Source organism: Peptostreptococcus russellii, from assembly GCF_003012055.1.
GTDB lineage: Bacteria > Bacillota > Clostridia > Peptostreptococcales > Peptostreptococcaceae > Peptostreptococcus > Peptostreptococcus russellii.
Window position 1 is genome coordinate 124173 of record NZ_JYGE01000007.1, and the last position, 23430, is coordinate 147602.

Here is a 23430-nt window from a genome sequence, read left to right on the forward strand (position 1 = left end):
GAATATAAAAAGACATAGAATAAAAAAGTAAATAGAATAAAAAAAGACATAGAATGACAAAGTAAATAGTATAAATAAAGCAGTAGAACATAAAAAGACATAGAATAAAAAAAGATATAGAATAAAAAAAGGCAATAGTATAAATAGAAATAAAGAGTGTAATAAAAAATAAGACCATAAAACAGAATGTAGGAATATAAATTTGAAAATAAAATCTCTAAAAGTATAAAAACAATATTAAAGATTCCTATTTATATATCCATTTATTAAATTATAAAAAAATAGAGAATAATTAGCAAATAGTTATTGATAATGGTTATCAAAAATGATAAAATATAAATGATAATTATTATTAATAAAAAGAGGAGAAGTAATAATAATTAATCAAAATTAAATAATAGGGGGAATAAAAATGAAAAAGGTATTAAGTTTTATTATGGCTTTAGCGATTGTAGCAACGATGATTCCAAGTTCTTTTGCTAGAGAAAATAGTGATTTGGATGCAAAGATTATAACAGTTGCAGATACTTCTTCATACTTAGTGTTGGACCTTGCTAGTATCAAATCCAAGGCAAAAAAAATATTTCTTGATGGAAAGCTGAGTGCTTTTACATCGGTTGATAACTCGGGGAAAATTATCAAAAGGGAGTTTGATGGAAAGCATAGTTCTTTAAAGGTTGAATTTGAAGATGGAAGTAGCATTACAAGGGATATCGGAAATATTTATAAAAAATTTCCATATCAAACATCTAGTAATAAAAGAGTTAGCCCAGATGTCGTAATTGGTCACGCAAGTATGGCAGTTTGGGATTTTCATAATGCAAAAAAAGATGCTAATGGTGTAGAAATAATGTATCCATCTAGCAGCACTTTTGATGCTGATCTTTCTAAAAAGAATGATGTAGACGTGGAAACATCTCCTACACCAGACAGTTCAAAAGATAGTGTGAAGTCGATAAAGTATGGAGAAGATATAGTATTTGAATATGATTTATCAAATCAGAAAGAAAGAAATAATTATAAAAACATAATAAGTGTTAAAAGACTTGATAATAAAAAATCAGCTATAAAACTAGATTATTCAAAGAAAATAATAAAAAAAGAAGGGCAAGCTAATTCAGGCAAGGGAGTTCTTATAATTAAATTTGATAAGAATAAGGCTATCCAAAAAATGGGAGAGCATAAAATTGAAATGGATTTAAAGGGATTAAATAAAAGCCTTATAAGTAAAATAAATTACGTTAAAGATATGGATACTTCTACTTTGGATCCTATAAATCCAAGTGAAGAAAAAAAGGACAATGAGTATGAATATGGAGAAGATATAGTAATTAAATATAATTTAAATAATGAAAAAGAGAAATAGAGTGATAAATGATGGAGAAGATTATGAATATGCCAAGTCAAAGGATCCGAATGTATTAGAAAATGAAAGTGGAAATCCTTGGCATGTAGTAGGAGAATCTTTTAGAATTAAAAATGACGGTGTGAAGTATCTAAAAAGAGGTGTAAATAACTTAACTATAAAGTATGAGGGATATCATGATAGTAATTTTAAATTCACATTAAATGAAGGAAGAAAGAATATAAAGTCTGCTAACAATACTGAAATATACAAAGAACTAGAGTCAGAAAAAGTAGACTCTAAAAAAGAAAAAGAATTAATGCTAAATAAGAATAAATTAGTATTAGACAAAGAAAATATAAAAAAAGACACATTTAAATTGGCTATCAGTAAAAAATCTTCAAATAGAGGTCCAAAATCTGCAGCTAAGGTAAATGTTATATCTAAGGCAACTGGCGGAGGAATATCAAAGCCATCAGTAGGAGGAGATTCTTCTTCATCTGGAAGTGTAAATATGGGATGCAAGCTAATATTTGATTTTGATATGGTGGCAAATGCAAGTATATTAGAAAAGCTTGGATATCAAAATGATGAAGCTAGCAGTTTACTTGACGCTTGGGAAGGAACTTCAAAGGAGATGGCTTTATTGAAATCAAATCCTTATAGAAAGGTGGTTTGGGATAGATATCTAACTTTTGTTCAAAACAATAGAGTGAATAACTCAACTTATAAAACTTTTGGAGACTACTTTGATAATCCAGAAGTAGTTACTACGAAAAATGGATATTATCAAATGAAATATGCTCTTGGAAATGGAATAGGAAAGCCTATCTATACAATGGATAACATATTTACTGACGATAAAAAAAATAGCAGTGTTTTGCCAGATAATGTATATGAAGCACTTGATATAGTTGAGATGAGAAAGAATATCGTTATTCCTATGCAAAAGTGGACTAGCAATTTAAATTATATAAAAGTAGATGGTAAATCTCTAGAAAAGGGAAAGGATTTTGTATTAGATTATTCAAATAGCAATCTAATCATCAAGGGAGATGTATTCGATAGAGTTGGAAATATAAGAGTAGAAATAAATGCAAATGGCTTTGATAAATACCAAAAAGATACACTAGTAAAAGCAAATGATGGAAAATCATCAGTTGACTCTGCAAAAGTAGATGAGGATATTGACAATAAAGATGATTATTTTAGGCCAGAACAGGCAGATTTCGATGAAGCAAAAATGAAATCTTTATTCCCTGGAATGACAATTGACTTAGAGAAAGAAATACTAGTTAGTGATGGAAGATTTAATGAATATCCGAGATTTATAAAGAATATAGAAAAAGTAGAAATAAATGGAAAGAGGATAGGTTTTGGAACTACAGGTGTTATTGTAGCTGGATACGGAGACGATAGCGTATTAAGATTTTTTAAACAGCCACAAAAGGGAGACACTGTAAGTATATATTCAAGAGGATTTGAAGTTTATAAGTATTTTGTAAAATAATAGATATAAGGATTAACAATTATTGAGGGGGGATTTTTTGTGAGTAACTTTAAAAAAGCAGCGAGTATAGTAATGGCAGGGGCAATAGTTAGTGGGGGAATTGGACAGTATAGTGTCAGTGCGGATGATGCTAGTATAGATGTTGAAAGAATATCTTGAGATGATAGATTTGAAACTTCAATTGAAATTGCTAAGAAATTAAATAGAAAGAAAGCATATTTTGTAAGTGGGGACAATCCTTGGGATGCACTTTCAGTTGGACCAGTGGCATCTAATGAAAAGGCATCTATAATACTTGCATCAAGAAAAGATAGAGTAAAAAATGATATAAAAGTATTAGATATAGAAACGGCAACAATTGTAGGTGGAAAGAATAGTATTTCTGATGATATTTCAGATATTATAGAAAGAACTATAAAAACAAAAAAGATTTCAGGTAGAGATAGATATGAAACTTCAGAGCTATTAGTTGAGAGTATGAAATCAAAAGATGTTGGCTTAGCAGGGGGAAGTGTATTTGCAGATGCTCTTTCTTCGGGAGCTTTTTTATCACAAAAGAATATACCACTTTTATTATTAAACAATAAAAATGAGATTAAGGATGGATTTAATCCTATCTATACATTTGGAGGAGAAAAATCTATATCAAAAACTTTTGGAAAGAGAATAGCAGGGGCTAATAGGTATGAAACAGCAGAAAAAATAGCAGCTGAATATAAAAATTTTGATACAGTAATACTTGTATCTGGAAAAAACTTTGCAGATGCGTTATCTGCCACACCTTTATCACATCAACTAAATGCACCAATACTACTTAGTGATGGGAAAACTCTTACAAAAGGAAGCAAAGAAATAATTAAAAAAGTAAAAAAAGTTGTAGTGGTAGGGGGCAGAGCTTCTATAAGCCAAAGTTTACTTGAAGAAATAAAAAACATTAATAAAAAGGATTCTTCAGTTTCTAGTTCTTCGGGATCAGCTTCCTCAGGATCTTCTTCAGGATCCTCATCTTTAAGCTCTGGAGATAAAGAAATAAAAGAGGATAGTAGGCTTTATGCAAGATTGGTCATTGATTTTGATAAAGATGGATTAGTGGAAGAAGAGCTATCCATAGCACTTAAAGAAGGTGAAAAGCTAGATGGGCTAGTAAAGGAAATTCAGTCTTCAACTAGCTTTTTAGAAAATACTAGCCCAAAAGGATATACTTTAAAGGGTTGGAAAATTAGAGGTAAAAATGAAATAAAAACTCTTGAAGAAATTAAAGAGTTAAAAGCAAGTAAGGAGTTACTATCTACAGAAGAAGAAGGAGAAGAAAAAAGCATATATATAGAGGCCGTGTTTGAAAAAGATTCAAAAGATCCTGAAAAGCCTATAGAAAAGGAAGACAAGGATAAAACTTCAGAAGATGATAAAGATAAGGATAGCGCTGGAAAAGATGATTCAGGTAAGCCTACAGATAAGGATGATAAAGAAGAAGATGATGACATTTCATTAAATCCTCAGGTTGAAATAAAAGACCCACCATTTTTATCTACTAATTTGACTATAAACACTTCTAATAAGAGTACTATGGATTGGTTTAAGCTTTTAAACGAGCAAAAAGCAAACTTTAAGCTAAATGGAAAAAATATAGAAATTAGTAAGGCAGATAGTCCATATTCAAAAGAAAAGTCCTTCTATATTAGAAATGTAGATGATGGCACTTTTTCTTTTAGTGGATTTGAAGATGGAGATATTATCACTATTTCAATAATTGATAAAGCAAACAAGCAAAAATGGCCAGATGTGAATATAAAGTATTCAATAGGAGGTTTTGGAGCAACATTTAAAGTAGTTAAGTAGAGAAATAAAAGTTGTAGCAATAAATAATAAGAAAAATATAGAATTTTGTATAAAGAAGTTGGATTTTATAAGTCCGACTTCTTTTTTATGTGATCTAATAGCAGAAAGATATAAATAATAAAATTTTTTTACAATCATTTGAATAAAAAAATATAAGATAAGGTTAAAAGGTGTTGAAAATAATACGAAAAAATATGCAGTTTAAAAAATATTGCTAACTAATACAAAAGAATATGCAGCTAAAAAGAATATGCAATATATAAAGTAGAAATATCTATAAAATAATCTGAAATATATAAAATAAACATCTATAAAAAATATAAAATATATAAAAAATCCAATTTGTTGCAATTGCAACTGAAAGATTTGGCAAAATCCTGTATAAATAGGGTATAGGATAAATAAGAAATATTTAAGTTGCCTTTTAGCAGGCTAGAATTTAAATATATATATATTTATCCCGAATTAACAATCAAGGATACTTGATAAGTTAAAAATTACAAAAAATTAATAACTCAATAGATTATAAAAATAATAATTAGGATTACTTGGGAGGTAATAGAGAGATGAATAAGTATTTTTCAGTAAATGACAAGGTATATAATATAGTAGAGAAAAATCCAAAAGCCATAGATTTTTTGATATCAAATGGCTTTGAACAGTTTGAAGATAGAGGAATGTTTGAGAAAATGTCAAAGAATGTTAGTTTGTCTATGGCATTGAAGCTAAAGAAGATGAATGTTGATTTGTTTGAAGAGAGATTAGTATCATTTTTAGAGGGCGAAACAGATAGTGTAGATAAAGCCTTAGTTGGAAAAGTTAAAAAAGAAAATGCAGATATAAATATTGAAGGAGTTCTTCCTTGTCCAATAAGAATACCCCTATTAGAAGGCTTTGAGTCTTGGCTTGAGGAAAATAAAAATAAACTAGATTATAGTATAGATTATGAGCTAAAGTCGGCAAATATGGGACTAGATTGGATCAAGGATCAAGTAAAAACTGGAGATGTAAATCAGATAGCAGATGTATTGATGTCAGCAGGTTTTGATTTGTTTTTTGACAAAGAGTTAATGGGACAATTTTCAGATCAAGATGTCTTTGAGGCTTTTACAGATGAGATTAACTCTGATTTTTGCAATGACTATATTGATCTTAGAGATCCTCAGAAAAAATACCTAATAACTGGTGTAGTGCCTGCAGTATTCTTGGTAAATAAAGATGAGCTAAATGGAAGAAAGATACCGACTAAGTGGGAAGACATACTTAGTGAAGAATTTGAAGATTCGGTGGCAGTTCCTATGGGAGATTTAGATTTATTTAATGCCCTAGTTGTTACTTTATACAAAGATTATGGTATGGATGGAATATCAAGGCTGGCAAGATCATATATGAAAAATCTTCACCCAGCTCAGATGGTCAAGGCAAAGGGAAAGACAAAATCAACAAATCCAGCTGTAAGCATTATACCTTATTTCTTTACTCAGATGTTGAGTGGTGAAAATCAAGTCGCAGTTTGGCCAGAAGATGGAGCAGTAATCAGTCCTATATTTATGATTGCTAAGAAGGAGAAAAAAGAGAAAATACAGCCTATAATAGATTTCTTTATGTCAAAGGAAATTGGTGAGATATTCTCCGCAAATGGCAAGTTCCCTTCTACAAATAAAGAAGTAGATAATGGATTGAAAGAAGATCAAAAATTCAAATGGGTTGGATGGGACTTTATTGAAAAAAGAGATATAGGAGCACTTTTAAAAGAGTTGGAAGCTAAATTTAATGAAGAGATAGTAAAATAAATAAAAATATATAGTAAGTTTAATAGATATTATAGAGAAGCTTTGATAGAAATGATATAGAAAGCTTTGTTGGGATAAATTGAGAGTAAAAAGGTATTTTAAAAGGAGAATTAATATGAATTTAGTAGTATTTTCAGGTCCTCCATCTTCAGGGAAGACTAGTGTAATAATGAAAACAATAGATGCTTTAAAAAGTCAAAATATAAATGTAGGTGTTGTAAAGTTTGATTGTCTTTATACAGATGATGACGTTTTGTATGAAAAGGCGGGAATTCCTGTAAGAAAGGGATTATCAGGATCACTTTGCCCTGATCACTTCTTTGTATCAAATATAGAAGAGGTAGTACAGTGGGGAGTAGAAAAAAATCTTGACCTTTTAATTACAGAATCAGCAGGTCTTTGCAATAGATGTTCGCCATATATCAAAGAAATTAAGGGAATATGTGTAATAGACAATCTATCAGGTATCAATACTCCAAAGAAGATTGGTCCTATGCTAAGGTCAGCAGATATAGTGGTAATAACAAAGGGAGACATAGTATCTCAGGCAGAAAGGGAAGTATTTGAATCAAAGGTAAATTCAGTAAACCCAACAGCTATAACTATGCATATAAATGGATTAACAGGGCAGGGAGCCTATGAACTGAGCACTTTATTATTGGATGAAAAGAAAGAGATAAATACAGTAAAGGGAATGAAGTTAAGATTCCCTATGCCATCTGCTCTTTGTTCATATTGTCTAGGGGAAACTAGAATTGGAGAACAGTATCAGATGGGAAATGTTAGAAAAATGGATTTGGAGGATAAAAAAGATGGAAAATAATCTAGATATATTGAGTATTGAGGAAATAATAAAAAAATATCCTTTTGCAGAGTCTTTCTTTGAAGAAAATAATTTAGATACAAAAGCTTATAGAGATAAAACTTTTCTAGAATTTCTAAAGCATTTTACGGATGAAGAAGTAGAAGATATGGCTCTTGATCTAAATAAGCTAGTAATTGACTTTGATGAATATATCAAGCAAATGAAGGAATTTCTTGGAATACAGGAATCTTCAGGAGTTGAGACTCTTACAATTCTTCCAGGTCAAGATAAGTCAGGTAATAAAGAAGGTTTTGATATATTGGAAATCAAAAAATCTGAAATGATAGCCATAGTTGGTCCTACTGGATCTGGAAAATCAAGACTTCTAGCAGATATTGAGTGGGCAGCTCAAAATGATACACCGACAAAGAGAACTATTTTAATAAATGGTGAAAGCCCAGATAAAAAATGGAGATTTTCATCTAATAATAAATTAGTAGCCCAGTTATCTCAGAATATGAATTTTGTTATGGACTTATCTGTAAAGGACTTTTTAGAATTGCACGCAAAGAGTAGAATGGTTGAAAATATTGATGACACTGTGGATAAGATAATTAAAGAAGCAAATAAACTTGCTGGAGAGCAGTTTAATATAGATACTCAGATTACAGCACTAAGTGGGGGACAGTCTAGAGCTCTTATGATAGCTGATACAGCGATTCTTTCATCATCACCTATAGTATTGATAGATGAGATAGAAAACGCTGGAATAGATAGAAAAAAGGCGCTAGATTTATTAGTTTCATCAGATAAGATAGTACTTATGGCTACACATGATCCAACTTTAGCCCTTATTGCAGATAGAAGAATAGTAATTAAAAATGGTGGTATTTTTAATATACTTGACACTAGTGAAGATGAAAAAGCTAAGTTAGAAGAGTTGGAAAAGATGGATAAAATAATACAAGAAATGAGAAGGGCATTAAGATCTGGAGAAAAACTATAAAAATAGAAACAATTTAGATACTGATTTTTTTAAAAAAAGAAATATAAAAATAAAAAAGTATTATAAAAAAACAATAATTTATTTAATAAACACCAAAAAGAGAAGTTAAAGGCTTCTCTTTTTGGTGTTTATTAAATAAATTAGGCTTATAGATTTATTTTAGAGAAATATATAATATTTAATCTATATATTATAAAGTTACAAATAAAATGAAATTGATTAGAAATGGCTATAAAAGGGTAAATATATAAGGTTGTAAAGTATTGTAAAGATTTATAGTAAATTATACTTATAAGAATAGATTTCTTATATCTTTGAGGGATAAAACATACCTTGTAAGTATTGTAGACAAGCCATTACAATTATTGTATAATTAGATTTAGATGATAATAGTAACAAATTATTATAATAGTTTTATATTAGCAAACGAAGGGAGAAAATTTTATCATGAATACAGTTTCTGTAAAAATTTTAGATAATTTATATTACTTAGGAGTTAACGATAGAGAGACAAATTTATTTGAAAATATGTGGCCTCTACCAGATGGTATAGCATACAATTCTTATTTAATAACAGATGAAAAAACAGCTCTATTGGATACAGTAAAAATAACAAAGGTGGATGGTTTTGTAGATACACTAAAGGACATCTTAGGTGGAAGAGACCTAGATTATTTAGTAATACATCATATGGAGCCAGATCATTCAGGCTGCGTAAAAACAATAATGGAATTATATCCAAATGTAACAATAGTAACTAATAAAAAAGCTAGAGCTATGATGGATGATTACTTTGATATAGAGTTAGACAATTATATAGAAGTAAAGAATGGTGATGTTTTAGATTTAGGAGAAAGAAAGCTTAACTTTGTGATGACACCAATGGTTCATTGGCCAGAATCTATGGTAAGCTATGAGTCTACTGATAAGGTATTATTCTCTCAAGATATATTTGGTGGATACGGATCATTAAATGGTACTATATTTGATGATGAAATGAACTTTGAGTTCTTCCGTGATGACATTAGAAGATACTACTCAAATATAGTAGGAAAGTACTCAAAGCAGGCTGCTAGATCTTTAGAAAAAGTAAAGGCTCTAGATATCAATATAATATGCCCAGTTCATGGTATTATATGGAGAACTAATCCAGACCTTATTGTAGATGAATATATTAGACTAGCAAATCAAGTAAATGAAGAAGGTGTAATAATTGCCTATGGTTCTATGTATGGAAATACAGAAAAAATGGCAGATTATCTTGCAAGATTCATTGCTGAAGAAGGAATAAAAAATGTAAAAGTATATGATGTATCAAAGACAAATGCATCTTATATATTAAGTGATATATGGAAGTATAATGGACTTGTTTTAGGAAGTTGTACTTACAATAACTCAGTATATCCAATGATGAATCAGTTGATGTATATATTAAAGATGAACAAGCTTAAAAACCATGTTCTTGGTATATTTGGTTCTTATGGATGGAACGGTGGAGCAGTTAAGGAATTGACTGAATTCGCTTCTGAAGGTGGAACATTTGAAGTTGCACCAACAGTAGTAGATACTAAGGGAGCTATGAAGGAAGAGGATATAGAAAACCTAAGAACTCTAGCTAAAGAAATCGCTGAAATGGTAAGAAAAGACGATAAGTAAGATTTTAAAATAAATATTAATAAGATAATAGACAGTGTTGATTTAACTTTAAATTGACACTGTTTTTTTATAAGTAAACATAAAAATGTAATTATCTCATATTTATGTTATAATAATCAGTGACAAAATTATAGAAATGAGGTCAAATTATGGTAAGAGGTTTTGAAATAGTAGAAAAAGAACATAGAAAGCATCCAGAATGCGATATAATAATGCCAAAAAGAGGAACGTCAAAATCAGCAGGATATGATTTTTATACACCTGTAGATATAGTAATAGCAGCGAGAGGTAATTCAAAAGTTATTTTTACAGATATTAAAGCATATATGCTTCCAGATGAAGTATTAAGTACTCACGTTAGAAGTTCTATAGGTATGAAAAGAGGATTAGTGCTTGCAAACACAACTGGAATTATAGACTCAGATTATTACTCTAATCCCGATAACGATGGGAATATTGGATTTATGTTGAGAAATCTAACAGATGAAGAAGTAGTGATTAAGGCTGGAGAAAGAGTAATACAAGGAATATTCTCTAAATATCTAGTGGCAGATGCCGATTGTCCAAAATCAGAAGATAGATTAGGTGGAGTAGGATCTACTGGAAGAAAATAAATTAAAGTGATTTAAATGACTGTTTATATATAGATAATATATAGATAATATAAAATAGATAAAAGGTCTTTAAATTTTTCGGATAAAATGGTATAATGTATAGTGTTATTCGAGAACGAATGAAAGTCTAAAAACAAACAAAAGTGACCTAGGGATTTCCCTAGGTCATTTTTGTGTTGAATTGAATAATTCTTAGCTATATTATATAATATAAAGAGAACGTATGTTTATGAAAAGAGGGCATAAAATGAAGGAAAAAATATTTTTTCATGTAGATGTGAATTCAGCGTATTTAAGTTGGGAAGCAGCTAAAAGGTCTAAGGAAAATATAGCTGGCAAAGATCTAAGAGAGATTGCATCGGCAGTATCTGGAGATCCAAGCAAGAGAAGTGGTATAGTATTGGCTAAGAGTCAGATAGCTAAAAAGTTTGGTGTAAATACTGGTGAGCCAATAGAGATTGCAAAAAGGAAATGTCCCCAACTCTATGTTGTGCCTGCAAACTTTGATTTATATATTGAAAACTCTAATAAGCTAATAAAATTATTAAATGAATACTCACCCTATGTCTATCAATATTCAATAGATGAAGCTTTTATTGATATGACTGGTACGGATAGATTGTTTGGAAGTCCGAAGATGTGTGCGGATAATATAAGAAATAGAATAAAAAAAGAGTTAGGATTTACAGTAAATATAGGTATAGGAAATAATATGCTTACGGCAAAGATGGCAGGTGAGTTTAGTAAGCCCGACAAAACACATACACTTTTTAAGGATGAGATAGAAAGTAAAATGTGGCCATTGGGTATAGAAGAACTATTTTTTGTTGGAGATAAGACAGCAAATAAGTTGAGAAATCTGGGATTTGTAAGCATTGGAGATCTTGCTAAAGCTGATATTAACTTTATAATAAAGAGATTTAAAAAGCACGGAGAGGTTATACATAGGCATGCTAACGGAGAAGAGGGATATGTGTTTTTGAAGAAAAATATAAAAAATAAGTCTATAGGAAATTCATCAACAACAGCCTATGATATATCTGAAATAGAACAAGCGAATCAACTAATACTTTCCTTGTGTGAAACAGTTTGCGCTAGGCTTAGGAAAAAGAATATGAAGGCAGGTGTCTTGAGTATAGAAATAGTTGATATGAACTTTGAAAATTATACTAAGCAAAGAAAGTTGAATGTAGATACAAATGCAGTAAATATAATATACAAAGAAGCTTGTGATATGTTTATTGAAATATGGAATAAAACACCGATTAGACATATCGGCATAACTACTAGTAATGTGGAAAATAAAAAAGTAGAGCAGTTAAATTTTTTTGATAATGCAAATATAAAAGAAGAAAATCTATATGATGCTGTTGATAAAATTAGAGACAAGTATGGGGAGGACTCTATCAAAAGAGCCAGCTTTATAGGAAAGAACATATCTCATATGGAGGGCGGAATTTCCAAAAAGAAAAAGGATAAGAATGTTTATTTATAAAAAAATAAAGGAAAAGCTATTCAAAAGGATAAAAAACACTTAAGATGATTAAAAATAGTATAATAGGTGTATATATAAAAATAGATATGTGAAATTAAAAGTTACAATTAGAAAATATAATAAAAACTTAAACTGGGTATGGATAATATTTGAGACTAGATATAGATTGCCTAGTGTATAATAAAGCCTAAATAATGTAAAATCTGATATAATTGATATAGATTTTAAAAAGGAGAAGATAGATGAAGAGTAATATAGGAGTAATTGGTTTATCCGTGATGGGGATGAACTTGGCACTAAATATGGCGGATAATGGATACAAGGTATCTATTTTTAATAGAACAACTTCAGTTGTTGATAAGGTGATGAAAGAGCATAATCATAAAAACTTTTCAGCATTTTATGCTTTGAAAGAATTTGTAGACTCTCTTGAAAAGCCAAGAAGAATATTTCTTATGGTTAAATCAGGTAGTCCTGTAGATATGTTAATAGAACAACTTTTACCTCTGATTGATGAAGAGGATATTATAATAGATGGTGGAAATTCTTACTTTAAAGATACTATAAGAAGAGAGAGAAGTCTAAGAGAAAAGAATATATATTTCCTAGGTGTAGGTATATCTGGAGGAGAAGAAGGGGCAAGATTTGGACCAGCTATTATGCCTGGTGGAGATGAAAAAGCTTATTCATATCTATCGGAAATATTTGAGAAAATATCTGCAAAAGCCTATGGAGAAGCTTGTTGCAAGTATATATCAACAGATGGATCAGGACACTATGTAAAGATGGTCCACAACGGTATAGAGTATGCTGATATGCAGTTAATAAGTGAAGCCTACACAATTCTAAAAACTATTGGGGATTTTTCAAATGAAGAGTTGGCTGAAATTTTTAATGACTGGAACAATAGTGAGTTAGAAAGTTATTTGATAGAAATTACTTCTAATATATTTAAGGTAAAAGAAGGTGAAAAATATCTTCTTGATCTAATTATGGATAAAGCATCTCAAAAGGGAACTGGTAAGTGGACAAATCTTGAGGCAATAGATTTGGGTGTAGATATATCGGTTATTACAGCTGCATTAAATGCGAGATTTATGTCTGGCTTGAAGGATGAAAGAATAAAGGCTGAAAAAATAATACTAGATAATAATGAAAAAAGTTTAGCTAAGAACGATATAAATAAAAAAGAAATTATAGAACTAGTGAAAAACAGTCTATATATATCTAAGATAGTGTCTTATGCACAAGGATTCAAGCTACTATCAGCGGCAGAAGAGGAATATGATTGGAATTTTGACTTTGCTGAAATAAGCAAGATATTCAGAGGTGGTTGTATAATAAGAGCTAAGTTTTTAAATGATATATCAGATGCCTTTAAGTCCTCATCTAATATTGATAATTTGATTTTTACTGACTTTTTCTCAAGAGAAATAAATTTAAGATTAAATGACTTAAGAAAATTAATATCAATGGCTGTAGAAAGAGGAGTAGCTGTAAGTGCTATGACTTCAGCTTTAGGATATATAGATACATATAAAACACCTAGGTCAGGAGCAAATTTAATTCAGGCTCAAAGAGATTACTTTGGTTCTCACACATTTGAGAGACTTGACAAAGAAGGAAGTTTTCATTACGATTGGATTGATAGTTATGATGAATAATATAAAAAATAAAACTATGGAAAAGAAAAATATAGAAAGTATTGATAATATATCAGAAGAAACTAGCCAAAAAATAACTAATAATGGAATGGTTATTTTTGGAGGGACTGGGGATCTTGCATATAGAAAGTTATTCCCAGCTCTTTACAATCTTCACTGCTTGGGGAGTCTTCCAGCAGATTATAAGATAGTAGGTATCGGGAGAAGAGACTACAGTGAAGATGAATATATTGATATAGTTCAGGAGTGGATGAGAGAGTTTTCAAGACTAAAGTATAGCGATGAAGAATTTGAGAAATTCAAGTCAAGAATAAGATATTATAAGATGGATATGAGTGATGGCAAAGAGTATACAGCTTTGTTAGATTTTATAAAAAAAGAAGAAATAGAAGATGGGCTGATATATTATTATGCTGTTTCACCAGAACTTTTCGATCCTATAACAGAAGGTCTAAAGATAGCAAATTGTAAGCATAAGAAATGCCAATGTGAAAGTGTTGATATATATGATAGCTGTTGTATGGGAAATACCAAGGTGATAATAGAAAAACCTTTTGGAGAAAATCTTCAAGCAGCAGAAAAAATATATGAGAACTTAAAGAGTTATTTTAAGACTGAAAATATATATCATATAGATCACTATCTTGGAAAAGAAATGATAATAAATATTATGACTTTAAGGTTTGCAAATGCAATTTTTAAGGCAGTATGGAAGAAGGAATATATAGAAAAAGTTGAAATCAATGCTTATGAAACTGTTGGAGTAGACAGTAGAGGCGGATATTACGATAAAAGTGGTGCCTTGGCAGATATGATACAGAATCATTTATTCCAGATAATGTCTATAGTTGCGATGGAAAAACCAAAGGATAATAGTAGTATATCTATAAAAAGGGCACAAAATGATGTATTTAAGCAATTAAAAGATATAAATGAAGAAAAAATAGATGAAATTTTACTGATGGGGCAGTATAATGGATATAGAGATGAAGAAAAGGTTGCCCCTGATTCAGTAACAGAAACTTATGTAGCTTTAAAGCTTGAAATAGAAAATGAGAGATGGCAAGGAGTACCTTTTTACTTAAGAACAGGCAAGAAGCTGGACAGAAGAGAAAGTGAAGTGATAGTTACCTTCAAGTCTATGGGAGAAGGTATAGCAGGAAATCATCTTTCTATAAAAATTCAGCCAGATGAAGGTGTAAAAGTAAACTTTAATATCAAAAAGCCAGGTACAGAGAGTCAGCTTATAAATGAAGTTGAGATGGATTTTTGCCAGAGTTGTATACTGGAGAATAGAACAAATACACCAGAAGCATATGAAAGATTGTTGAAATCTTGCATGGATTCAGACAAGAGTTTATTTTCACAATGGGAACAGATAGAGACGAGTTGGAAATATATTAATAAAATAGTGGATTCTTATAAAAAATATTCAAATAAATTATATTTTTATGAAGCTGCAAGTAATGGACCAGCAGAATCATTTTAAAATAATAAATCATTACTTAGAGGAGGATAATTATGAGCGAAAAGACAATTTATGACATAGTAATAATAGGTGGAGGACCAGGTGGAATGACAGCTGCTATCTATGGTGGAAGAGCAGAATTAAAGACTTTGATTTTAGAGAAAAATTTCCATGGTGGACAGATGGTATCTACAAATGAAATAGAAAACTATCCAGCACTACCAGATACAAATGGTATAGAACTTTCAAACACTATGTTGGAGCATGCTAAAAGATTTGGCGCAACAATAGATTATAAGGGAGTTGACTCTATTGAAGTGTTGGAAGATGGAACAAAGAAGTTGATTGCAGGTGATGAAGAAATACTTACAAAAACTGTAATACTATCTATGGGATCTACTTCTAGAAAGCTTGGTCTTCCAAATGAAGAGAAGTTAACTGGAAAGGGAGTAGGTTACTGTGCAATTTGTGATGGTGGATTCTATAGAAATAAGGTAGTAGCTGTAAACGGTGGTGGAGATACTGCAGTTGAAGATGCTATATACCTTTCTAGAATAGCATCAAAAGTATATCTTGTTCATAGAAGAGATGAGCTTAGAGCAAACAAAACTTTACAAAGTAGACTATTTGAATCTGGCGTAGAAGTAGTATGGAATAGTACTATTAAAGAAATCGTTGGAGAAGATAAAATAGAAGCGATTGTAACAGTTGATAAAACTGATAACTCAGAAAGAAAAATAGACTTAGATGGCTTATTTGTTGCAATAGGTGGAATACCTACATCAGGGTTAGTGAAGGGTCTTGTTGATATGGCTCCAAACGGATATATTATTACAAATGAAGATTGTGAAACTAGCGTAGAAGGTATATATGCTGTTGGAGATATAAGACAAAAGTCATTGAGACAGGTAATAACAGCAGCAGCAGATGGTGCAATAGCAGTACATGCAGCTGAAAAATACTTACTATCTCACTAAAACTTAGAAAATATAATTGATTATTAGTAGCTATTTTAACTTTTTATAGTTTTAAATAGCTACTTTTTTGTTGAAAAAATTTATTTGAGATTTATATAAAAGTAGTCTATACAAAAGTAGTCTATACAAAAGTGGTTTATATAGTAGAATTATTTAGTCATTAAATCTTAGAAAAGATAAATAATAAAATAAGTGGGTATTAATATAATTATAGGGAAAGAAAATATATTTAAATATCTGGATTTTTGAAGATATATATGATGACTATTAAATAAATATGGGATAGTAACTAAACATATAGAATACTAGGAAAATACATAATAATAGTTAACATAAATTAGAAATAATATTAATTTTAATTAAGATAAATATATAATAAATTGAAAATATTAGGTTATTAGAAAAATAAAAGTTTTCTTTTTCTAATAAAAAGTAAAATCTCTACAAAACTAAATAAATACTTAAAGCATAGAAGGTTTTTAAAATTATATAAAGACTATAGCGAATAGTTATATTTAATATTAAGTTGTTATTTAATTGTTCATAAAATATCAATATATTCGCTATTAAAAAAGTTTTTATAATTATTTAATTAAAGTTTTAAAAACTAAAAAAATCAACTTTTAAAAAAGATAATAATAAAATTGCTTTTTAAAGAAAAGAGAGTAGATTAATTATTAAAATATGATTATTTTTAATAAAATAAAAGAATTTGACTTCTATATATATAAAATAAAAATACGAGAAAATACAGAAAATAATATTAAATTTGACTATAGATATAATGAATTATCCTTGTTGATAAATAATGTGTCAATTTTTAGATAATAGATTAAAAGTTTTATTCTTTATGTTAAACTAGAAGAAGTGGCTAAAAACATAGTAAATTATTTTTATTTAGAGGTGATATTATGAGAGAAAAGATTAAAGTTCCAAAAGTAAACGATTGCTGCAGTGTTAGCAAGTTACACGAATGGAAGGTTGATCTAGGAGAAAGTTTCAAATCTGGTGATGTGGTATGTGTTATAGACAATTTAAGTGATAAGCATAGTATAAAAGCATCAAAAGGTGGGATATTAGTAGAAAAAATTATTTATGAAAATTCTATAGTTGAGGATTCTCAAATAATAGGAGTATTTGAAGTGGATCCAGAAGATGAAGGCGATGATTCTAATTCACCAGCCCTAGAATTTGTTTACAAAATACTATCAAAAATAAGGAAAAATGACAAACAATGACAAATGAAGAGGATAAAAAATATAAGTTGATTAATAGTTTAAATATTATACTAAAGTCAGGTGAATATAAAAATAAAGTTAGCTTCCTAGTCCAACTATAAGGGGATTTAGAAGCTAGCTTTATTTTTTGCTTAAAATTTATCCTATAAAATAGATTCTAAAAGAATTTTTAGTCCTATTACAATAAGTATTACTCCACCTAAGACCTCTGATTTGCTTTTATATTTTGAGCCAAATTTAAAACCTATAAAAACACCAAGCGTAGAAAATAAAAATGTAATTACAGCAATAGAAATGACAGCAGAGTAGATGTTGATATTTAAAAGTGCAAATGAAATACCAACAGCAAGTGCATCAATACTAGTAGCTATTGATAAGATTAGCATGTTTTTTACTCCAAGCTTTATTTCACCATTTATATCACATTCAACTTCCTCAACTTGCTTTATCTCTCTAGATTCCTTAATCATGTGACCTCCTATAAAAGCCAATAGTAGAAAGGCAATCCAGTTACTTATAGAAGCTATTAAACCCGCAAATTGTGATCCCAGAAAATATCCTAAAAGTGGCATAAAGCCCTGAAAGAATCCAAAATATAGGCCTATTTTAATAGCACTTTTCCAACTCATTTTTCTTTGACAGAGTCCTTTACATATGGAAACTGCAAAAGCATCCATACTAAGCCCTATACCTATACTTATTAAATTAAAAAAACTCATACTAACCTCCTAAAATATTAAAAAAACAAAAATTAATTTGTATCTACTTAAAAAATAAAATATAAATTACTATTAAAATGAAAAATAGAATGAAAAAAAAGATTCATGCTCCTATGTCATATAACAAAGAGCATGAATATATTTAATATAGTTTATTTCATTTTTTATTACTTCTTATCATTTTTATTACTACTGCTTTCAGTGTTGCTATTATTAGACTTAGCTGAATCTATTTTTTTGCCTGTTACTGCATTTATAAGAACTTTTTCAGTCTTTGCATTTTCATTAGCCCCGTCAGTAAGTGTAAATTCATAGATATTTATATTTCCATCATTATATAGTGTGTAGGCAAGTACTTGATCAATATCCTTATTAGAAGTGAAGTTTTTAGCATTTTTTGCAGCTTTATCAACATCTAAAACTGGTGTGAAGTCTATAAATCCAGGCATATTGTTTTTATCTATTGTAGATTTTTCTTCCTTTTTAATAACATTGCTAGTCTTAGCATCGATTGTCATTATAGATTCCAGTCCCTTTTTATCAACAGCATCCAATGTATAGATATATTTCTTATTCACAGGCTCTAACTTAATAGAGATTATACTTCCAGCCTTATTATCGGTAGTAAATCTTAGTATGGCCTGCTGTTGTCCAACTATATCAGCAGTTCTAACATCTAAAATATTAGCTGATTTTTCTTGACTAGTCTTACTTATTTCTGACTTATTATTTCCACAAGCCGTAGTAGAGAAAAGGATAAGAAAGCATGCTGATAATACAATTCCCTTTTTTAGCTTTTTATTTGCTTTTTTGTTTAAAAACATAATTTTACCTCCCAGATTTTTAAATTTCTTACTTATTAAAAATATATTAAATTACTAATCTATTATAAAATCAGTATCAAATTTTAATATAAAACAATAAATATATTATACAACAGAAATCAAAAATAATGAACGGCTTAAAGTGGATTTACCATATTGTAATAAAATTAGAAAAATAAGCTTAATATAATCAGAGTAAAGTAAGTTTTTAAATAAATAGTATATGAAAATAATTCAAATAGTAAATTATAGAAAAGTTATTACTATTTATTATCAATCTATATATAGTTTAATATATATATAGATATATTTATTTAGAACTTAATTCAGCTATTACTCTGCACTTAAGACCTGTGGCTAAATCATCTTCCAACCACATATTATATATCAAGAAGTTTTCTCTTGATTTATTTAAATTTTCGCTTAACTTATCTAAATTAGTAAGATTTTCTATAACATAGACATTATTTTCTTCGCAAAGTATGTCTGCATCTCTATGTTCAGCACCCCTACGTATTCCTGAAGCATCAATTCCTATAAAACTAACCTTCTTATCACATAAGAATTGTATTAATTCATGAGAAAGTTGAGGATGGTTATTGAAATATTCTTTTCTGCCGTACTCTTTTTTGATTTGATCGGTTCTAAAAAGTACAAAATCACCCTCTTTAATCTCTACATTTAAAAGATCAGAGACATTAATTTCTCTTTCTTTGGCATATTCACTGGCATCAATTAAAACACCATTTCTCTTAAAATACTCCACTGCTATATTTGACTTCAAATAAGTATCAAGGTGAGTACCTACATGTCCAGTTGACAAATGTTTATTTTCTTGCTTTACTAGCCAAGGTTCTATTAGTTCTTTATTTATTTTCGTTGTTAAATCTATTATCATAGTTATTGCTCCTTTCAACTATTGTATCTTCTAGATAGGAGTTATATCTGTTTAGAAATTCAGAGATAACTTCCATTTTAGAGTCCGAGATTTGATTAAGAAATTTCAACTCTCTTTCCTCCCATTCTTTATGTGCTTTTTCATGTTTATGATATATTAAGTAACCTTTTTCAGTTAGTTTATAGTATATTTCCTTTTTATTATCTGAGTTTTGATAGCTATAAATGAGTTCCTTTTTCTTTAATTTAGATATAATTTTACTTATAGCACTCCTAGTCATAGCCAGTTTAGATGAAATCATGGCGCCGTTTACATTTTCATTATCTCCAATAATGCATAAGCTATGGACTTCAGAATTGCTAAACTTACTAAATAGTTCGTAATCAGTTAATTTACTTAGCTGTTCTTGTTTTTCATATATTCCCTTAAAAAGACTTAATATTTCACTTTGAATATTCATTTATATACTCCTTTATATATTTGTTAAAAATGTTTCCTTGGAAACTATAATTAGAATAACAGATATTGTTTCCTAAGTTAACAATAAATAAAAATATAAATTTAAAATAGAAAAGATATATTGAGGAGATATTGTGTTGAAAATAGATATTGTGTTGACAAGAGGAGCTGTATTGAAAATATAAAAGTAGCAGTTTGGTCAAATTTTATTTAAGTTATTATCTAGGGATGATTACAATAAAATATCAAAGTAGCAAAAAGTTTTGAAAAAAACGGAAAATCTAAATAAAAAATACTATAAGCACCAAAAATAGAAAATAAATATAAAAAATTAACTATAAATAAGTATATACCTTGTATAAGGTGTATCAATATGATATTATTAGGTTGAAAACGTATGCAAGAGTAGGGAGGTGAATTTAAATGTATAATAAGAGAATTTACAATGACTTTAAAATGTCTAAAGCCATATTTATACTTATACTAGCTTCTGCAATTACTATATACACAACTTGTTCATTAATATTTTTAAATGTTCTAAACTATATTTATTTGAATATAATAGGAATATTTATTTTTTCAATTTATTTTGGAATAATACCCTCTCTAATATTTATATATTTAATACAAGTTGTAATGATAAGGTTTTCTTTATTGGTGTAATTTTTAAACTATTCGCTCATATTATGGACAGTGGATGTTTTGATTATATCTATTGTCAAAAATATTATATTGAAGTATAGGGTTAAAAATAAAAGGATTTATATAAGTTTAGTTATAGTAGTATCCACAATTTTATTGTCTATACTATCAAAGCCATTGTCAATAGCTATTTCAAACTGGATAACGAATAGTGCTAGAGATATGTCATCTTTATTTGAAAGTCAGTCAATAATTGAACAGGCTAGAATATATGGATTTTCAGGGCTTGTAACTTTGATTTTCTATCAAGTATTCTTTTTGCTGACAAAGGTAAAGTAGAAAAGTTTCATTTAGTGAAAAAGAATATTTATGATAAAGATTAAATTCCTTTAAACTAATCTAGAAAGAGCCTTAAAGACTTTGAAAAGGTCTAGTAAATTAAATCTTAAAAAAATGCTGTAAATGTTCTTATCGAAAAATAGTAAGTCTATGTAAAACTATATTATAAAAATAATTATTAAAAAAAGAGGTTGAGCATAATTTATGACTTGTCCTCTTTTTTATATACAGAAAAAATAGTAAGAGTTAGTGGGAACAGTAAAAAGTAGTAGTAGTTATTATAAAAATTTAAGTGAAAATATAATAAAGAGATTGTATAGAAATATAATAAATTAAAGATAAGATATATAAAATTTAACATATTAAAAAATAATATAAATGAGTAAGCAGGTTTTATTCAAAGCTAGGATAACTTTAATATAAAAAAATAAAAAGGAAAAATTATAAAATAAAAATAAAGATTTTTTTACAATAAAATGTTATTGGGGATTAAAATAAATGTTATGAAAATGACTTTAGATACTGCATAAGTATAAGTAGTTGTATATTGACTTAAAAGGTGTTAAACTATTATAACAGGTAGCGGATTATAGCTAAAAGTCGGGAATTCACAGTCAAATTTAAGTTAGGATTACAAGAAGCATTTATTTATTGAATATATCTAATTGCAACAATTGTAGCCCGAGAGAATATTCTCAACTTAAATTAGGACTGTGAGTTTTAATGTTTTAATATAATTTACTAAAGTATATGGAAAATAATAGGAGGAATATCCGTGAAAATAGTAGTAATAGGTGCTGGCAAGGTAGGTAAAAAACTATCTGAAGAGTTATCAAAGGAATCACATGATGTTACAGTAATTGACAAAAATATAGATGTAATAAACAAGATAAATTCACATCAAGACGTAGCATGCTTATATGGGGATGCAATTGATTATGAAGTACAAACAGAAGCAGGTGTTGATAGTGCAGACTTGGTAATAGGGTGCACTTCTTCTGATGAAACAAATATGTTTTCATGCTTATTTGCAAAAAAACAGGGGGCAAAAAATACAATAGCAAGAGTAAGAAACCCTGCCTACTATAACCAATTAAGTTACATAAAGGAAGACTTAGGACTTAGTATGGTTATAAACCCAGAGTATGTAGCAGCAAATGAAATATCTAGAATTCTTAGATTCCCATCTGCAATCAAAGTTGAAACCTTTGCTAAGGGCAAGGTTGAAATCTTAGAATTTAAGATAAAAGAAGGATCTCCATTGATTGGTATGCAGGTAAGCGAGATTATAAAATCTATAAAATTAAAAATGCTTATATGTGCTGTTCAGAGAAATGGAGAAGTTATAATTCCAGATGGAAATGTAGAAATTAATCTTGGAGATAAGATAAATATTGCAGCATCGCATGATAATTTAGAGGAGTTTTTAAGAAAAGTTGGCGGTCTAAAGAGAAAAATAAAGACAGTAATGATTGTTGGTGGAGGAAAGATAGGATATTATCTTTGCAAAAGTTTGGAACATATCAATCTTAATATGAAGATAATAGATAATAATTATGATACTTGTAAAGAGTTATCAGAGCTACTTCCAAATGTAAATATCATACATGGTGATGGAACTGACAATCAGCTATTGGAGGAAGAGGGAATAGATGACGTAGATGCATTTGTATCCCTTACAGGAATAGATGAAGAGAATATAATACTTTCTATGTATGCAAATATAAAAAATGTAAATAAGGTAATAACAAAGGTGAGCCAATCTTCATTTAAGGAGCTTACAGAAAACTTTAACCTAGATACAGTGATATCTCCAAAAGAGTTAACAAGTAATATAATATTGAGGTATGTAAAGGCAATGAATAATTCATATGGAAGTGAATTAAACTCATTGTATAGAATAATAGAAAATAAGGTAGAAGCTCTTGAATTTTCAGTAAGGAGATCTTGTAAAATCGTAAACAAGTCTCTTTCAGAATTGAAATTGAAAAAAGATATTTTGATTGCTTGTATAGTAAGAGACAGAGAGATTATAATTCCAGATGGTAGTGATTCTATACAAGAGGGAGACAACATTATAATAGTAACGAAAAGATTGAATATCAATGATATAGAAGATATAATAGCGGATTAGGAGAT

The 23430-nt window shown here is 28.9% G+C and carries 19 protein-coding genes and 1 pseudogene; 16 read left to right on the forward strand and 4 right to left on the reverse strand.

The window, feature by feature from the left end:
• Positions 1-412 precede the first annotated feature (412 nt).
• The 14 genes and pseudogenes from UF10_RS08455 (at position 413) to UF10_RS08515 (ending at position 17410) form a co-directional block, all read left to right on the forward strand.
• Positions 413-1366 (forward strand): hypothetical protein, encoded by a 954-nt coding sequence (locus tag UF10_RS08455; RefSeq protein ID WP_106777363.1) that lies wholly within the window; start codon positions 413-415, stop codon positions 1364-1366.
• A complete protein-coding gene (locus UF10_RS08460) occupies positions 1350-2855 on the forward strand; it encodes a hemoblobin-interacting domain-containing protein (protein WP_106777364.1) in 1506 nt (501 codons plus the stop codon). The genes UF10_RS08455 and UF10_RS08460 overlap by 17 nt, the downstream gene beginning before the upstream one ends.
• A gap of 174 nt (positions 2856-3029) precedes the next feature.
• A pseudogene (locus UF10_RS09555) lies at positions 3030-3236 on the forward strand (cell wall-binding repeat-containing protein); the annotation flags it as partial.
• A gap of 33 nt (positions 3237-3269) precedes the next feature.
• Entirely contained in the window at positions 3270-4694 is a 1425-nt protein-coding gene (locus UF10_RS08465; RefSeq protein WP_408633965.1) for a cell wall-binding repeat-containing protein, read from the forward strand.
• Positions 4695-5260: 566 nt separating this feature from the next.
• On the forward strand, positions 5261-6487 hold the full coding sequence (locus UF10_RS08470) for an ABC transporter substrate-binding protein (protein WP_106777366.1): 1227 nt from the start codon (positions 5261-5263) through the stop codon (positions 6485-6487).
• Between the two features lie 115 nt (positions 6488-6602).
• Positions 6603-7310 (forward strand): GTP-binding protein, encoded by a 708-nt coding sequence (locus UF10_RS08475; protein ID WP_106777367.1) that lies wholly within the window; start codon positions 6603-6605, stop codon positions 7308-7310.
• Positions 7300-8298: an ATP-binding cassette domain-containing protein gene (locus UF10_RS08480; protein ID WP_106777368.1), complete on the forward strand. Its 999-nt coding sequence runs from the start codon at positions 7300-7302 to the stop codon at positions 8296-8298. Before UF10_RS08475 ends, UF10_RS08480 begins: the two co-directional genes overlap by 11 nt.
• 447 nt (positions 8299-8745) lie before the next feature.
• Positions 8746-9954, forward strand: coding sequence for an FprA family A-type flavoprotein (locus UF10_RS08485; protein ID WP_106777369.1), 1209 nt, complete (start codon positions 8746-8748; stop codon positions 9952-9954).
• A 149-nt stretch (positions 9955-10103) separates the two neighbouring features.
• The gene (locus UF10_RS08490) at positions 10104-10568 is read left to right on the forward strand and encodes a dCTP deaminase/dUTPase family protein (protein WP_106777370.1); all 465 of its coding nucleotides are present in this window, start codon (positions 10104-10106) and stop codon (positions 10566-10568) included.
• A gap of 247 nt (positions 10569-10815) precedes the next feature.
• Positions 10816-12063 (forward strand): Y-family DNA polymerase, encoded by a 1248-nt coding sequence (locus UF10_RS08495; RefSeq protein WP_106777371.1) that lies wholly within the window; start codon positions 10816-10818, stop codon positions 12061-12063.
• Between the two features lie 242 nt (positions 12064-12305).
• Positions 12306-13727 (forward strand): NADP-dependent phosphogluconate dehydrogenase, encoded by a 1422-nt coding sequence (gene gndA, locus UF10_RS08500; RefSeq protein WP_106777372.1) that lies wholly within the window; start codon positions 12306-12308, stop codon positions 13725-13727.
• Entirely contained in the window at positions 13717-15216 is a 1500-nt protein-coding gene (zwf, locus tag UF10_RS08505; protein ID WP_330403951.1) for a glucose-6-phosphate dehydrogenase, read from the forward strand. Before gndA ends, zwf begins: the two co-directional genes overlap by 11 nt.
• A gap of 32 nt (positions 15217-15248) precedes the next feature.
• Positions 15249-16172 (forward strand): thioredoxin-disulfide reductase, encoded by a 924-nt coding sequence (gene trxB, locus UF10_RS08510; protein ID WP_106777373.1) that lies wholly within the window; start codon positions 15249-15251, stop codon positions 16170-16172.
• Between the two features lie 911 nt (positions 16173-17083).
• Positions 17084-17410, forward strand: a complete 327-nt coding sequence (locus UF10_RS08515; protein WP_106777374.1) for a biotin/lipoyl-containing protein — start codon at positions 17084-17086, stop codon at positions 17408-17410.
• 143 nt (positions 17411-17553) lie between these two features.
• On the opposite strand, the gene UF10_RS08520 is transcribed toward UF10_RS08515, so the two are convergent.
• From UF10_RS08520 to UF10_RS08535, 4 genes are all read right to left on the reverse strand, one after another.
• Positions 17554-18129 carry a manganese efflux pump MntP gene (locus UF10_RS08520; RefSeq protein WP_106777375.1) on the reverse strand — a complete coding sequence of 192 codons (576 nt, stop codon included), beginning with the start codon at positions 18127-18129 and terminating at the stop codon, positions 17554-17556.
• 167 nt (positions 18130-18296) lie between these two features.
• Entirely contained in the window at positions 18297-18953 is a 657-nt protein-coding gene (locus UF10_RS08525; RefSeq protein WP_106777376.1) for a PepSY domain-containing protein, read from the reverse strand.
• 310 nt (positions 18954-19263) lie between these two features.
• On the reverse strand, positions 19264-19851 hold the full coding sequence (locus tag UF10_RS08530) for a cyclase family protein (RefSeq protein ID WP_106777377.1): 588 nt from the start codon (positions 19849-19851) through the stop codon (positions 19264-19266).
• Positions 19820-20311, reverse strand: coding sequence for a MarR family transcriptional regulator (locus UF10_RS08535; RefSeq protein WP_106777378.1), 492 nt, complete (start codon positions 20309-20311; stop codon positions 19820-19822). Before UF10_RS08535 ends, UF10_RS08530 begins: the two co-directional genes overlap by 32 nt.
• 692 nt (positions 20312-21003) lie before the next feature.
• Here UF10_RS08535 and UF10_RS08545 point away from each other — a divergent pair.
• Positions 21004-21291, forward strand: a complete 288-nt coding sequence (locus UF10_RS08545; RefSeq protein ID WP_207654588.1) for a hypothetical protein — start codon at positions 21004-21006, stop codon at positions 21289-21291.
• Positions 21292-22066: 775 nt separating this feature from the next.
• Positions 22067-23425, forward strand: a complete 1359-nt coding sequence (trkA, locus tag UF10_RS08550; protein WP_106777381.1) for a Trk system potassium transporter TrkA — start codon at positions 22067-22069, stop codon at positions 23423-23425.
• The last annotated feature ends 5 nt before the right edge of the window (positions 23426-23430 follow it).

Bases quoted from the DNA above. Each gene is read 5' to 3' on its own strand.
- UF10_RS08455 (WP_106777363.1), top strand. From the start codon at position 413: ATGAAAAAGGTATTAAGTTTTATTATGGCTTTAGCGATTGTAGCAACG.
- UF10_RS08460 (WP_106777364.1), top strand. From the start codon at position 1,350: ATGAAAAAGAGAAATAGAGTGATAAATGATGGAGAAGATTATGAATAT.
- UF10_RS08470 (WP_106777366.1), top strand. From the start codon at position 5,261: ATGAATAAGTATTTTTCAGTAAATGACAAGGTATATAATATAGTAGAG.
- UF10_RS08475 (WP_106777367.1), top strand. From the start codon at position 6,603: ATGAATTTAGTAGTATTTTCAGGTCCTCCATCTTCAGGGAAGACTAGT.
- UF10_RS08480 (WP_106777368.1), top strand. From the start codon at position 7,300: ATGGAAAATAATCTAGATATATTGAGTATTGAGGAAATAATAAAAAAA.
- UF10_RS08485 (WP_106777369.1), top strand. From the start codon at position 8,746: ATGAATACAGTTTCTGTAAAAATTTTAGATAATTTATATTACTTAGGA.
- UF10_RS08490 (WP_106777370.1), top strand. From the start codon at position 10,104: ATGGTAAGAGGTTTTGAAATAGTAGAAAAAGAACATAGAAAGCATCCA.
- UF10_RS08495 (WP_106777371.1), top strand. From the start codon at position 10,816: ATGAAGGAAAAAATATTTTTTCATGTAGATGTGAATTCAGCGTATTTA.
- gndA (WP_106777372.1), top strand. From the start codon at position 12,306: ATGAAGAGTAATATAGGAGTAATTGGTTTATCCGTGATGGGGATGAAC.
- zwf (WP_330403951.1), top strand. From the start codon at position 13,717: ATGATGAATAATATAAAAAATAAAACTATGGAAAAGAAAAATATAGAA.
- trxB (WP_106777373.1), top strand. From the start codon at position 15,249: ATGAGCGAAAAGACAATTTATGACATAGTAATAATAGGTGGAGGACCA.
- UF10_RS08515 (WP_106777374.1), top strand. From the start codon at position 17,084: ATGAGAGAAAAGATTAAAGTTCCAAAAGTAAACGATTGCTGCAGTGTT.
- UF10_RS08520 (WP_106777375.1), bottom strand. From the start codon at position 18,129: ATGAGTTTTTTTAATTTAATAAGTATAGGTATAGGGCTTAGTATGGAT.
- UF10_RS08525 (WP_106777376.1), bottom strand. From the start codon at position 18,953: ATGTTTTTAAACAAAAAAGCAAATAAAAAGCTAAAAAAGGGAATTGTA.
- UF10_RS08530 (WP_106777377.1), bottom strand. From the start codon at position 19,851: ATGATAATAGATTTAACAACGAAAATAAATAAAGAACTAATAGAACCT.
- UF10_RS08535 (WP_106777378.1), bottom strand. From the start codon at position 20,311: ATGAATATTCAAAGTGAAATATTAAGTCTTTTTAAGGGAATATATGAA.